Source organism: Dermacoccus sp. GAS27A (genome assembly GCF_044909235.1).
Classification (GTDB): Bacteria; Actinomycetota; Actinomycetes; order Actinomycetales; family Dermatophilaceae; genus Dermacoccus; species Dermacoccus nishinomiyaensis.
Genome location: NZ_JBIYDW010000006.1, coordinates 16790 through 30226, shown reverse-complemented (window position 1 = coordinate 30226; position 13437 = coordinate 16790). Strand labels below are relative to the sequence as shown.

General features: G+C 68.6%; 11 protein-coding genes. 4 read left to right on the top strand and 7 right to left on the bottom strand.

Annotated features, from left to right (window positions below; translation table 11 throughout):
• Positions 1-16: 16 nt before the first annotated feature.
• The 4 genes from ABH936_RS07650 to typA all read right to left on the bottom strand — a co-directional run bounded on the left by ABH936_RS07650 (position 17) and on the right by typA (position 5550).
• Positions 17-1768: a VanW family protein gene (locus tag ABH936_RS07650; RefSeq protein WP_144693422.1), complete on the bottom strand. Its 1752-nt coding sequence runs from the start codon at positions 1766-1768 to the stop codon at positions 17-19.
• An 87-nt stretch (positions 1769-1855) separates the two neighbouring features.
• Positions 1856-2359, bottom strand: a complete 504-nt coding sequence (locus ABH936_RS07645) for a flavin reductase family protein (protein WP_006947412.1) — start codon at positions 2357-2359, stop codon at positions 1856-1858.
• Positions 2356-3285 (bottom strand): PIG-L family deacetylase, encoded by a 930-nt coding sequence (locus ABH936_RS07640; protein ID WP_062255821.1) that lies wholly within the window; start codon positions 3283-3285, stop codon positions 2356-2358. The genes ABH936_RS07645 and ABH936_RS07640 overlap by 4 nt, the downstream gene beginning before the upstream one ends.
• A gap of 351 nt (positions 3286-3636) precedes the next feature.
• The gene (gene typA / locus ABH936_RS07635) at positions 3637-5550 is read right to left on the bottom strand and encodes a translational GTPase TypA (RefSeq protein WP_404602958.1); all 1914 of its coding nucleotides are present in this window, start codon (positions 5548-5550) and stop codon (positions 3637-3639) included.
• 212 nt (positions 5551-5762) lie between these two features.
• Here typA and ABH936_RS07630 point away from each other — a divergent pair, with 212 nt between their 5' ends.
• The gene (locus tag ABH936_RS07630) at positions 5763-6488 is read left to right on the top strand and encodes a VIT family protein (protein WP_062255826.1); all 726 of its coding nucleotides are present in this window, start codon (positions 5763-5765) and stop codon (positions 6486-6488) included.
• Between the two features lie 293 nt (positions 6489-6781).
• Positions 6782-7924 carry a type IV toxin-antitoxin system AbiEi family antitoxin domain-containing protein gene (locus ABH936_RS07625; RefSeq protein ID WP_006947436.1) on the top strand — a complete coding sequence of 381 codons (1143 nt, stop codon included), beginning with the start codon at positions 6782-6784 and terminating at the stop codon, positions 7922-7924.
• A gap of 211 nt (positions 7925-8135) precedes the next feature.
• Here ABH936_RS07625 and panD read toward each other — a convergent pair whose 3' ends face one another.
• Positions 8136-8546: an aspartate 1-decarboxylase gene (gene panD / locus ABH936_RS07620; protein WP_006947480.1), complete on the bottom strand. Its 411-nt coding sequence runs from the start codon at positions 8544-8546 to the stop codon at positions 8136-8138.
• Positions 8547-8717: 171 nt separating this feature from the next.
• On the opposite strand from panD, the gene ABH936_RS07615 reads away from it, so the two are divergent.
• Together ABH936_RS07615 and ABH936_RS07610 are read left to right on the top strand one after the other, a co-directional pair.
• The gene (locus tag ABH936_RS07615) at positions 8718-9407 is read left to right on the top strand and encodes an HAD family phosphatase (RefSeq protein ID WP_074040382.1); all 690 of its coding nucleotides are present in this window, start codon (positions 8718-8720) and stop codon (positions 9405-9407) included.
• Positions 9408-9671: 264 nt separating this feature from the next.
• On the top strand, positions 9672-10613 hold the full coding sequence (locus tag ABH936_RS07610) for an L-lactate dehydrogenase (RefSeq protein ID WP_006947407.1): 942 nt from the start codon (positions 9672-9674) through the stop codon (positions 10611-10613).
• A 97-nt stretch (positions 10614-10710) separates the two neighbouring features.
• On the opposite strand, the gene fumC is transcribed toward ABH936_RS07610, so the two are convergent.
• Positions 10711-12108, bottom strand: coding sequence for a class II fumarate hydratase (fumC, locus tag ABH936_RS07605; protein ID WP_074040381.1), 1398 nt, complete (start codon positions 12106-12108; stop codon positions 10711-10713).
• A 141-nt stretch (positions 12109-12249) separates the two neighbouring features.
• Positions 12250-13272, bottom strand: coding sequence for a magnesium transporter CorA family protein (locus ABH936_RS07600; protein WP_074040380.1), 1023 nt, complete (start codon positions 13270-13272; stop codon positions 12250-12252).
• Between the last annotated feature and the right edge of the window lie 165 nt (positions 13273-13437).

Genomic DNA, 13437 nt, shown 5'->3' with positions numbered 1-13437 from the left:
GACCGGCGCGCCGACATCACGAGCCGACGCAGGTGATGATGTCGTCGGGTTGGTACTTCGTGTGGATCTTGTCGGTGCGCACCACGTTCGAGCCCTTCTTGAGGGTGCGCGACACGTCGACCTGGAAGCCTGGCGTGCCGTTTCCGACGGAGTTCTCGCACCCCTTGACGTCCTTCACGGTGCGTTGCTTCGGCTGCACCACGTCGGTCTTCGGCCCCGTCTTCGTCGACACGTCGTACTGGCGTGTGCCGTAGAAGTCCATGACGACCTTGTTGCCGCTCGTGCCCGCCTTGATGAGGATGAGGTGGCCGGTGTCGTTCGTCCACGTGTTGTCGACGCCGGGGTTCCACAGGGTTGCCTCACGACCCATCGGGTAGCGATCGATGTAGACGTCGTGCGGGGTGTGCTCGTCGAGCTGCACGCCCGCGAAGAACGCCGTGTTGTAGAGCACAGTCGAGACCTGGGAGACGCCGCCGCCCATGCCGTCGACGTGAATGCCGCCCTGCAGCGTGCCCGCCTCGACGTAGCCCTTCTCCTTCGTCAACGAGTACCCCAGGGCACGCAACAGTGAGAACTGCTCACCGGGTCTGACCACCATCCCGTTGAGCGTCGCGAGCGCCGTCTCGATGTTGTGGGTGCGCGCGGCGTTCTCGGCGCCGCCGGGCAACTTGGACTCGAAGTGCGCCATCGACGTGGTGGGCAGCGACGAGACGTTGATGTCCTTCTCGGTCACCTGCGGCTGCATCGGCTTCATGGGCAGGTTCGCGACGTGGTTGCCCGTCAGTGCTGCCGCGACGACCGACTGCACCTTCGAGGCGTCGATCTGCTGGCCGGCCTTGCCCGGCTGCACGCTCGGCTTCCCGTCCTTCCACACGACCTTCGCGTCCGTCGCGATGTCGTTCTGCATGTCGGTGCTGCGCTCGAGGACGTGGGCGAGCAGTGCGTCCGCGTCGACCTTGATGGAGGGCTTTCCGTGCGCATCCGTGTCGGAGGAGATGACCTCGGAGACATCGGAGGGTTTCATCGTCACGGTCTCGCCATTGGCCTTGACCTGCAGCGGCTCGGACATCGCCTTCTTCGCATCCCCCGCCGCGAACGCGGTGACGGCGTCCTGCGTCGCGTCGGCCTGCTTGTCGACGAGCTTCGTGGTGTAGGCCGTGGTGCCCGGCCAGTGCTCGGCGACGTCCTTCGCGACCGCCTTCTCGTCGACGCTCTTGCCCGGCGCGCCCTTGACGACGACGACCTCACCGTTGATGAACTTCACCTTGCCCTGCGTGGGCGCGCCCTTGATCGAGGTGCCCGCCGAGCTTTTGACGAGACGCGCCAGCGCCGCTTCGTCGACCGTGTACCGCGGCGTGACGGCGCCGCCGTCACCGCTGATGTGATGGATGAGGCGGGTAGGCGACAGGCTGAACCCGGTGACGCCGTCGAGCGTGCGCGCCACGTCCGGCTTCCATGCGCTGGACGGCTCGAACGCGAACTTCTGCCCGTCGGCCGTGACGGTGGCCTGCTGCTGCGCCCCCGGGCCCGGCAGGCCGGAGACCTGACGCGAGGCCTGTTCCATCGTCATCCCGCCGATGCTGCGGCCCGCGACGGTGGTACCGCCCGCGATCGTGTCCTTGTAGTGGTAGCAGGCCCCGACGTAGCCGATCGCCGCCACGGCGAGCACACCGGCGCCCCCGAACCAGGCCAGATGCCTGCGCCGACGCGTGCCGTCCGGCTGCGTCGCCTGCACCTGCTCGTCGTCCGCCACGGTGACCTCCTGCATGTCTCGAACCCGCGAAAACCCCGCGCCACGGGTCGCACCATTGCACCACGAACGGCGGCGTCCGACGATCTGGGCACGAGCGACGCGTCAGCGCAACCGGCCGAATGCGCCCCGGTAATACGTGAGGGCGTCCTCGGGAGCGTCGCCGACGGCGAGCGTCAGCACCTCACCGACGACGATCGTGTGGTCGCCCGCGTCGAGGGTCGAGACCGTGCGGCACTCGAACTCCGCGAGGGCGTCGTCGACGAGGGCGAGGCCCGTCGCGTCACCGCGGTGGTGCGGCACGCGGTCGAGCTGGCCGTGCAGCGGACGCCCGCGCGTCGCGAGCCACGACGCGATCGGCTTCGCACTCGCACCGAGCAGGGAGACCGCCCATTCGCCGCGCTCCATGACCGCCTCGAAGAAGCGGGCCTCGCGTTCGACGCTGATGAGCATGAGAACAGGGTCGAGCGAGACACTCGTCAACGAGTTGATCGTCATGGCGTGGTCGATGTCGCCGACGCGCGTCGTCACGACGCTGACGCCCGTCGCGAGACGACCGATGGCCTTGCGGTAGTGGTCGGGGTCGACCGGTTCGTGGTGGGAGGTCATGCGATCAGCTCCGGGCGCGTCGCGCTCGGCGTGGCGTTCTCGGCGCCGACGATGCGGCGGCGAGCGCGGGCGTCGTACTCGGTGAACCCCTCACGTCCCGAAAGACGTGCGGCGACGTCGTTGGAGAGCGCGTAGACCTCGTCGGCGACGCTGACCTGCGTGCGGTGCTCGCGCAGCGCCTTGATCTGGAGGCTGACGGCGGCGTCATCGACGACCGCGTGCGTCACCTCGTCGTCGGGCACGACGGACGGCGGGTAGGCGTCGTCGCGCTCGGGGACGACGAAGCCCGTCTCGTGGAGGAACTCGGGCGAGCACATCGCGTGCAGCCAGGCGCGATCCTCCTGTGCCCACGACTGCGGCGTCAGGGTGATGAACAGCCTCGGGCGCGCGGTCGATGCGGCGAGCGCGGCGACCGTCACCTCGTGCGTGCGGATGTGGTCGGGATGGCCGTAGCCGCCCTGCTCGTCATAGGTGACGACGACGTCGGGCGCGAGCGCGTCGACGTACGCGGCGACGTCGGCAGCGACGGCCTCGATGTCGGCGCCCGTGAACGCCCGGGGGTGGGATGCCGACGGCGTGCCTGCCATGCCCGAATCGCGGTACGTGCGCGCCTCAGGGCGGTTCGCGAGGGCGCGGAAGGCGTCGTCACCGAGGACGACCGACGACGTCACCCCCATCGCCGTCATCGCGCGGCGCAGTTCCTCGCGACGCACCGGAGCGAGCTCGTCCGCGACGTCGTCGGGACGCGCTGAGCCGGCGGGCAGTTCGAGGTGTTTGAGGTCGTCAGGGATGACCTCGCCCTCCTCCCCCAGCGTGCAGGTGAGCACGTGCACCTCGTCACCCCGCGCGACGTGATGCGCCATCGTCACACCCGTCCACAGCGATTCGTCATCAGGATGCGCATGCGCGAAGAGAAGCCGAGCCATGAGGTCAACCTTCGTCCTCCACGCGCCGAAACGCAAAGAGCGCAGTGGCTGCATGCCTGGGGTCGAAGGCTCAGCGGCGGTAGCGCGCCGCCCCGTCCTCGAACCGGAACCCGATCGGAAACGCCATGGTGATGACGCCATCGGCGTAGTTCACATGCACCGTCGGCCTACTCTGCCGCCTCCTCGGCCGTCGCGAACACCCTGAGGACGGTGTTGTGGGGCGTCTCGTCGTGCTGAACGATCCAGACGCCCTCCCGGTTCTTGTTCATGGCCCCACTCTGCCGCACGCGAAACGGCCGGCCACCCTCGTTCGAGAGTGGCCGGCCGTTCGTCGATCGTCAGCTGATCAGGTCAGCTCTTGTTCGCGTTACGAACACGCGACGCGGTGCGCGCGCGCTCACCGGCGTTGAGCACGACCTTGCGGATGCGCACGGCGGTCGGGGTGACCTCGCAGCACTCGTCCTCACGGCAGAACTCGAGGCTCTGCTCGAGGGAGAGCTGACGCGGCGGGATGACCTTCTCGAAGTTGTCGGCGGACGACGCGCGAACGTTCGTCAGCTTCTTCTCCTTGGTGATGTTGACGTCCATGTCGTCGGCGCGGCTGTTCTCGCCGACGATCATGCCCTCGTACACCTCGGTGCCCGGCTCGACGAACAGCGTGCCGCGCTCCTGCAGGTTGACCATCGCGTACGACGTGACGGGGCCCGTGCGGTCGGCGACGAGCGACCCGGCGACGCGCGTCGTGATGGTGCCCGCCCACGGCTCGTAACCCTCGGATGTCGAGTGCGCGATACCCGTACCGCGCGTCTCGGTGAGGAACTCGGTGCGGAAGCCGATGAGGCCACGCGCGGGGACGACGAACTCCATGCGGATCCAACCGGTGCCGTGGTTCGTCATCTGCTCCATGCGGCCCTTGCGGGCAGCGAGCAGCTGCGTGATGGCGCCGAGGTACTCCTCGGGTGTGTCGACCGTCAGGCGCTCGAACGGCTCGTGCAGCTTGCCGTCGATCTCACGCGTGACGACCTGCGGCTTGCCGACGGTCAGCTCGAAGCCCTCGCGGCGCATCTGCTCGACGAGGATGGCGAGCGCCAGCTCACCGCGGCCCTGCACCTCCCAGGCGTCGGGACGCTCGGTCGGCAGGACGCGCAGCGACACGTTGCCGATGAGCTCCTTGTCGAGGCGGTCCTTGACGAGACGCGCGGTCACCTTCGTGCCGCGCTCCTTGCCGACGAGCGGCGAGGTGTTCGTTCCGATCGTCATCGAGATCGCGGGCTCGTCGACCGTGATGAGCGGCAGCGGCTCCGGGTTCTCGGCGTCGGCGAGGGTCTCGCCGATCGTGATGTCGGGGATGCCGGCGACGGCGATGATGTCGCCGGGGCCCGCGGCCTTCTCGGACGGCTTGCGCTCGAGGCCCTCCGTCATGAGCAGTTCGGTGATCTTCACCTTCTGCTGCGTGCCGTCGGCCTTGCACCACGTCACCTGCTGGCTCTTGGCGATCTCACCGTTGAACACGCGCAGCAGCGCGAGTCGGCCGAGGAAGTTGTCCGAGTCGAGGTTCGTCACGTGCGCCTGCAGCGGCGTGCCCTCCTCGTACGTCGGGGCGGGGATCGTCTCGAGGATCGTCTTGAACAGCGGCTCGACGGAGTCACCCTCGGGCAGGCCACCGTCGTCGGGACGCACGGTCGAGGCGATGCCGTTCTTCGCCGACGCGTAGACGATCGGGAACTCGATCTGGTCCTCGTCCGCGTCGAGATCCATGAACAGTTCGTAGACCTCGTCGATGACCTCGGCGATGCGGCTGTCGGGACGGTCGACCTTGTTGATGCACAGGATGACGGGCATCTTCGCGTCGAGGGCCTTGCGCAGCACGAAGCGCGTCTGCGGCAGCGGACCCTCGGAGGCGTCGACGAGCAGGACGACACCGTCGACCATCGACAGACCGCGCTCGACCTCACCACCGAAGTCGGCGTGACCGGGGGTGTCGATGATGTTGATCGTGACGAACTCACCGTCGTCGAGGCCCGCGACCTCCTTCGCGGCGGGGCCCGCGTAGTGGATCGCGGTGTTCTTCGCGAGGATCGTGATGCCCTTCTCACGCTCGAGGTCACCGGAGTCCATGACTCGCTCTCCGGTGGTCTCGACGGTGGCGCGCTCGGCGAACACGCCGGCCTGCCAGAGCATCTTGTCGACGAGGGTGGTCTTGCCGTGGTCGACGTGGGCGACAATGGCGACGTTGCGAACGTCGTTACGAGACTTCAAAGCCATGCTTGCCATTGTCGCAGGGTTTTCGACCTGCCGGGGACGCGGTCCATCCGAGGGTCCGCAAGGCCGCGCCCTCGGGGTGCGGATGATGGACGCACCTGATGGTTCGACCGGCCGCAAGGCCGCGCCCTCGGGGTACGGGCCGAGCCGAAGCCAACGTGACCGGACTCATCGAAGCCTCACCTACGTGGCGCTCGCATCGTCGATCGCGCACGATGCGCGTCATGACGACCACGACTCCCCACAGCGGCGAGGCCCACGATGCCGGGCATGCCGCGAAGCTCAACTGGCTGCGCGCCGGCGTTCTCGGAGCCAACGACGGCATCGTCTCCGTCGCCGGCCTCGTCATGGGTGTCGCCGGAGCGACGGCTGAGCGCACCCCCATCATCATCGCGGGTGTCGCGGGCATCGTCTCTGGTGCGCTGTCGATGGCCGTCGGCGAGTACGTCTCCGTCTCGACGCAGCTCGACAGCGAGAAGGCGCTCCTCGCCAAGGAGAAGCTCGAGCTCGCCACGATGCCCGACGAGGAACTCGCCGAACTCACGCAGATCTACGTCGACAAGGGTCTCGACGAGCCCCTCGCTCGCGAGGTCGCCGTCCAGCTCACCGAGAAGGACGCGCTGCGTGCGCACGCCGACGCCGAACTCAACCTCGACCCCGACGACCTCGCGAACCCGTGGACGGCCGCCGGTGCATCGTTCGTGTCGTTCGCCCTCGGTGCTCTCATCCCGCTGCTCGCGATCCTGCTGCCGTCGCCGTCGCTCAGGGTGCCGGTGACGGTTGTCGCCGTCGTCATCGCGCTCGCGATCACCGGCTTCGTCAGCGCGCGCATCGGTGGCGCCCAGCGCGGACGCGCCGTCGCCCGCAACGTCGGTGGCGGCGTACTCGCCATGGCCATCACCTTCGGCGTCGGTTCGCTCGTCGGCACGGGCGTCGCCTGAGCTGTCTGACCTGAGCGGCTGTCTGACCTGTACGACCGGTGGGTCTGCCCGGGTGTCCGCATCTGCCCGGCTGACGCTGCAGCTGCTCGACTTTTGCGCATCTGCGCGAGGAATGTGACGCACATTCCTCGCGCAGATGCGTATTTCTCGCGCAGCTGGGTTTGGTTCAGTGAATGGCTGGCTCCCCGCGGGGAGTTCCATCAGGACACGAGGTGCTGCGCCGTCCGCGTCGATGTGACGAGTTGTCCACAGGGCCTCAGCGGCCGGGCCTCATTCTCGACCAGGCTGGGCTCATGACGACGATCCCCCGCGCGAGCGCCGGCGGCGCGGTCCGCTCCGACACCGCCCCTCAGGGCGCTCGGGCCTTCACTCCGAACGACACCGCCGCGAGCGTCCACCACCCGGTCGACCCCGATACCGACCCCTCACCGAACGCCCGTGGTGCGGCCGCCTCCGACGCGAGCGCCCCCGGCGTGACGATTCCCGACGTGCTCCTCGCACTGTCACGGCTGGGGCATTTCACGCGGGCGCAGGCCCTGGGCGCGGGCGTCACCGATTCGCAGTTGCGACGCTGGGGGCAGGCGGGTGTGCTGACCCGCCTCGGTCAGGGTCTCTACGCCGTACAGCCCGCGCCCGGCATGGCCGGCGGCGTCACGCGCACAGATGGGCCAGACGACCCCTGGCAGGCAGCCCGTGAGGATCACCTGCGGCGGGCGGTCGCACTGCTCGAGGCCATTCCCGGCAGCTACCTCACCGGTGTGACGGCCGCGCTGGCCCACCAGCTGCCGGTGCTCACCATGCCGACCACGGTCGAGATGTCCCGTCGCCCGTACGGACCCAGCACCCGCCCCGGCCTGGCGATGCGTCGGCCGTGGGGCGCCGGGCCGGCCGACGTCCCCCTCGCCGGCATCGCGCGGCCCGTGCAGGGCCTGGCCCAAGTCGGCATCGACATCGCGGCCCACCACGGCATCCCCGACGGTCTCGTCGTCGCCGACGCAGCTCGCCGTCTGGGCCTCGACGCCGATGCCCTCGTCGCCGCGGCGGACGCCTTCGGAACTCGCGCGGGCGCTCATCAGGCACGAACGGTGGCACGGTTCGCGGATCCGCGAACCGAGTCGGCTGCGGAATCACGGGCCCGCTGGGTGCTGGCGACGTTGGGGTACACCGTCATCCCGCAGTTCGAGGTGTACGACGCGCACGGACGGTTCGTGGCGCGCGCCGACTTCCTCGTGGCGGGGACGAACGTCATCGTCGAGGTCGACGGGCTGCTCAAGTACACCGACCGCGAAGCGCTGCGCCGCGAGAAGCTCCGCGAGGTCGCCCTGCAGCGACTCGGCTACCACGTCGTCCGCGTGCTCTACCGCGACCTCGACCACCACGAGCGCGTGAGGTCACTCGTGCGCGAGGCCGTCGCGCTTGCGGCACGAGCCTCCTGAACGAGCGACCTCGGGCGGGCACCCGCCGCGCCGTTGAACGAGCGGGCCACCCGCCTCACCGCGCCACGAGAGCCCAGCTGCACGAGAAATGTGCATCTGCACGAGGAATGTGCGGCACATTCCTCGTGCAGATGCACAAAAGTCGAGCAGCTGATCCGCCGGCCCGCCGGCCGCACGTCAGGGTCGGGCCTATGTACCGGCCGCGGGGGCTTCAGCCGTCGCGCGGGTCGACGAGACCGGAGCCCTCGGGCGCGTGGGCGGGGTCGGTGCCGCGTTCGACGATACGGTTGTCGCCGTCGACGAACACGACACGCGGCTCGTGCGTCGCGACCTCGTCGGGACCGAACATTCCGTACGCGATGAGGATGACGGTGTCCCCCACCCCGACGAGGTGAGCGGCGGCACCGTTGATGCCGATGCGCCCCTCACCCGCAGGGCCGGCGATGACGTAGGTAGTGAGTCGGTGGCCGTTGTCGACGTCGACGATGTCGATCTGCTCGCCCTCGACGAGGTCGGCGGCCTCCATGAGGTCGGACGAGATGGTGCACGAGCCGACGTAGTGCAGGTCGGCGTGCGTGACGGTCGCGCGGTGAATCTTGGCTCGCATCAGGGTGCGCAGCATGAGGGCCTCCTCCTCGAAAACGGCCTCAAGCGTACGTCCACGAGGCGTCGTCCCCCAGGAAGCGGAGGACCGCCACCCTGCGGCAGGCGATCACCGACGTCTCGACAGGTCACCCCAGAGGCGGAGGCCTACGGACTCGCACGTCGCGTGGCGGCGTGATGGGATCGAGGCATGCCCCGACTCGGTGACCTCTCCGCCCTGGCCGGCCGCTCGTTCGCGGCCGTGCTGTTCGACAACGACGGCACGCTCGTCGACTCGACGCCCGCCGTCATCCGCTCATGGGTCGCGTGGGCGCGCGAGTACGACATCGACCCGCACCTGCTCGGCCAGCATCACGGGGTGCCGGCGTCGGGCATCATCGCGCAGATCGCGCCGCATCTGAGCCCCGGCGAGGCGGAGGTCGCGCTGGCCCGCATCACGGCGATGGAACTCGCAGACACGGACGGGGTCGTCGCGCTGCCCGGAGCCGTCGACGCGGTCGCGGCGCTGCTGCCCCGTCGGTGTGCGGTCGTGACGTCGGCGACGCATGAACTTGGGTTGGCGCGCCTGCAGGCCGCGGGCATCCCGCTCCCGGACGTGGTCGTGACGTTCGACGACGTCGAGCACGGCAAGCCGCACCCCGACCCGTTCCTCGTGGCTGCCGAGCGTCTCGGGGTCGCCGCCGAAGAATGCCTTGTCGTCGAGGACGCACCAAGCGGTCTGCGCGCGGCGAAGGCCGCAGGATGCGCGACGCTCGCGCTGACGTCGACGACGAACGTCGCCAACCTCGACGCGACAACGGACGCCGACGCAATCGTCGATTCCCTTGCTGCTGTTCGCTTTTCAGTGACGAACTCTACGGTGCAGATCGCGACACCTTGACCCTGCGGGGCGGCGCGGCACCGCACCCCCGCGGGCTCCTGTCGAGGCAGTACAGCCTGAATACACGCGGCGGAAACTCCCAAGCTCGGGCCCCGGAGGCCCGCGGGGTCGCGGGTCGGCTGCCAAACTCCCAAGCTCGGGCCTCTGAGGCCAGCGGTCACGTGACGAGCCCTCCCCGCCTGTCATTCGATGTTCATGTTCACTGCACCGGCAAGGTGCTCCACACGACGGAACAGACCGGGCCGGCGGCGTAGCGTTGAGGTCATGAGCGATCGCGTTGTTCTCATCGGTGCCGGTGACGTCGGGGTGGCGTACGCGTACGCCCTCGTCAACCAGGGTCTCGTCCACGAGTTGTCCATCATCGACATCAACACTCAGAAGGTGACGGGCGAGGTGATGGACCTCAACCACGGCGTCGTGTGGGCGCCGTCGCCGACGCGCGTGACGGTGGGGTCATACGACGACTGCGCCGACGCCGACCTCGTCGTCATCACCGCGGGTGCGGCGCAGCGCCCGGGTGAGACGCGGCTCGACCTCGTCGGGCGCAACGTCGAGATCTTCCGCTCGATCGTCGGCTCCGTGATGGATACGGGTTTCGACGGCATCTTCCTCGTCGCCAGCAACCCGGTCGACGTGATGGCCTACGCCACCTGGAAGTTGAGCGGTCTGCCGTCCGAGCGTGTCATCGGTTCGGGCACGACGCTCGACTCGGCGCGCCTGCGTTTCATGCTCGGCGAGCTGTACGACGTCGCACCGTCGAGCGTGCACGCGTCGATCATCGGTGAGCACGGCGACACCGAGGTGGCCGCACTGTCGTCCGCGAACGTCGCGGGCGCGCCGCTGTCACGCGACCTCGAGAGCGTGCCGGGGCGCCGTGAGGAGATCGAGCGTGTCTTCACCGACACGCGTGAGGCGGCCTACCGCATCATCGACGCGAAGGGTTCGACGTCGTACGGCATCGGCATGGCCCTCGCGCGCATCACCCGCGCCATCCTGCGCGACGAGTACACCGCGCTGCCGGTCTCGACGAAGCTGCACGGCACGTACGGCATCGACGACCTGTTCATCGGTGTGCCCACGGTGCTGGGGCGCAGCGGAGTCAAGAGCGTCGTCGAACTCGACCTGAACGACGCCGAACGCGACGCCCTCGCCCACTCCGCCAAGGTACTCAGCGGCGTCGTCGACTCGACGGGGCTACGCGACTGAACGCTCCGAGACGACGACAGACGACGAAAGGGGTTGTGGAGGTTTGCGCGTCTGAGCGCACGAACCTCCACAACCCCTTCGCCGGTGGGAGGGCTCGTCAGGCGGACGGGTGCGTCATGTCGGCGGGCACGACCCAGCGGTCGAAGTCCTCGCCCGTCACGTCGCCGGACGCGAGCGCCGCTTCGCGCAGCGTCGTGCCCTCCTTGTGCGCCTTCTTAGCGATGGCGGCGGCCTTGTCGTAGCCGATGTGACGGTTGAGCGCCGTCACGACCATGAGGTTCGAGGCGAGGTTGGCGTCGATGCGCTCCCGGTTCGGCTCGATGCCACGTGCGCAGTGCGCGGTGAACGAACGACACGCATCCGAGATGAGGCGGCTGCTCTCCAGCACGGCGTGCGCCATGACGGGCTTGAACACGTTGAGCTGGAAGTTGCCCTGCGAGCCGGCGAAACCGACCGTCGCGTCGTTGCCGAACACGCGGGTGGCGACCATCGTCATCGCCTCGCACTGCGTCGGGTTGACCTTCCCCGGCATGATCGAGCTGCCCGGCTCGTTCTCCGGGATGACGAGTTCGCCGATACCGTTACGCGGCCCGGACGCGAGCCAACGCACGTCGTTCGCGATCTTCATGAGCGCCCCGCCGAGCAGCCTGAGCGACGAGCTGACGGCGACGAGCTCGTCGTGCGCCGACAGCGACGCGAACAGGTTGTCGGCCTGGTGGAAGCTCTCGCCCGTGATCTCGGAGATCTTCTGCGCGGCGAGCATGCCGAAGTCGGGGTGCGCGTTGAGCCCCGTACCGACGGCGGTGCCACCGATCGCGAGCGCCCGCGTCGCCTGCTCGGCCTGACGCACCTGCGACAGCGCGAAGTCGAGCTGCGCGACCCAGCCGCCGATCTCCTGACCGAGACGGATCGGCGTCGCGTCCTGCAGGTGGGTGCGCCCGACGCAGATGACGTCGTCGAACTCCTTCGCCTTGGCGTCGAGCACGTCACGCAGCTCGGTGACGGCCGGATAGAGGCGCTCGACGAGGTCGAGGACGACGGCGATGTGCATCGCCGTCGGGAACGTGTCGTTCGACGACTGACCACGGTTGACGTGATCGTTGGGGTGAACGGGCTTCTTCGAGCCGCGCTCTCCGCCGGCGAGTTCGATCGCGCGGTTGGAGATGACCTCGTTGGCGTTCATGTTCGACTGCGTGCCCGAGCCTGTCTGGAACACGACGAGCGGGAACTGATCGTTCAGCTTGCCGTCGATGACGTCGTCCGCGGCCCTCTCGATGAGCTCCGCGACGTCCTTCGGGAGCTGCTCGAGATCGGCGTTCGCCTGCGCGGCGGCCTTCTTGAGGATGCCGAGTGCCCGCACCATGACGGGCCCCCACACGAACGTGTCACGGCCGATGTCGAAGTTCTCGATGCTGCGCTGCGTCTGCGCGCCCCAGTAGGCGTTCTCGTCGACCTCGATCTGACCCATGCTGTCGGTTTCGATGCGCTTGACCATGCCTCCAGCTTAGGCACGCCTCACCACGATCGCGAACGCCCGGAGGGGTGCGCGGCGAGGCCACCCTCGTCGTCAGCGCCCAGCCGTAACCCTCTGCGTCCAGATGCACCCGGGCGCACTTGGACGCAGGTGGGCGGGAGGTCACAACCAGTCGTTGTGGCGGAAGATCGCGTAGAGCCCGCCCGACAACGCGACGATGACGACGACGCTCATGACGAGCCCCGAATGCGCCTGGAAACCGGGGTAGGGCACGTTCTGGCCGAACCAGCCCGTCACGGCCGTCGGCACCGAGATGATCGCGGCCCACGCGGCGAGTTTCTTCATGATCGTGTTGAGCCGCGCGTCCTGCAGCGACAGGTTCGTCTCGAAGACGGTGCTCACCATGTCACGCAGCGACTCGGTCCACTCCGAGGCACGCAGCACGTGGTCGTACAGGTCGTCGTACCAGGCGTCGAGCGGCCCGCCCGTGCGCCCGCGGTGACGCATGAGCGCGTTGACGACCTCACGCATCGGCAGGACGACGCGGCGCAGCGCGACGAGATCCTTGCGGATCGCGTACGTCGTGCGGACGAACTCGCTGCCGGTGCGCCGCTCCGCGAACAACGTCTCCTCGAGGCCTTCGAGAGCGTCGTCGAGCGACTGGATTGTGTCGAAATGGCCGTCGACGACGTAGTCGAGCAACCCGTGCACGAGCGCGCCGCTGCCCTGCGTCATGAGTGAGGCGGAATCATCCCAGCGCTTCACGACCTCACCCATGTCGAACGCTTCGCAATGCGGCGACCTGACCCTGATCGTGATGAGCGCCCGCGGCAGCACGATGCCGCTGATGCGCGTGACGCTGAGGTGGCTGCCCCCGTCAGCGTGCTCGGCGAGGGTGTCGGTCGCGAGCTGCGTGGCGTACACGGTGAAGAACAGATGGTCGGCGTGAGCCGTCACCTTGGCGCGCTCGTGCGGAGCGAGAGCATCCTCGACCACAGTCCCGCTCACGCCCAACCGCAGGACGAGCTGACGCAGTTGCTCCGGCGACGGGTCGAGCAGGTCGACCCAGACGAGGTTCTCCTCGTCGCGCATCGCGTCGGCGAGCGCACCCGCCTCGATGGAGCGCGCCTTCGCCTCTTTCCTGCGCCACACCCGCGCGTCAGCGATATCGAGACCCTCGATCATGACGGCTCACCGGCGCGCGGGGGGTTCGAGCGAAGCGGAGCAGGACGAATCATGAGCGCATTGTGACGCATCGCCCCGACAAGACGCTGTGGATCGCGCCGACAGGACGCTGGGATCGTCGCGGCCCGGTTCACGGGGCGGAAGCACCCACGGACCATCGCGCTA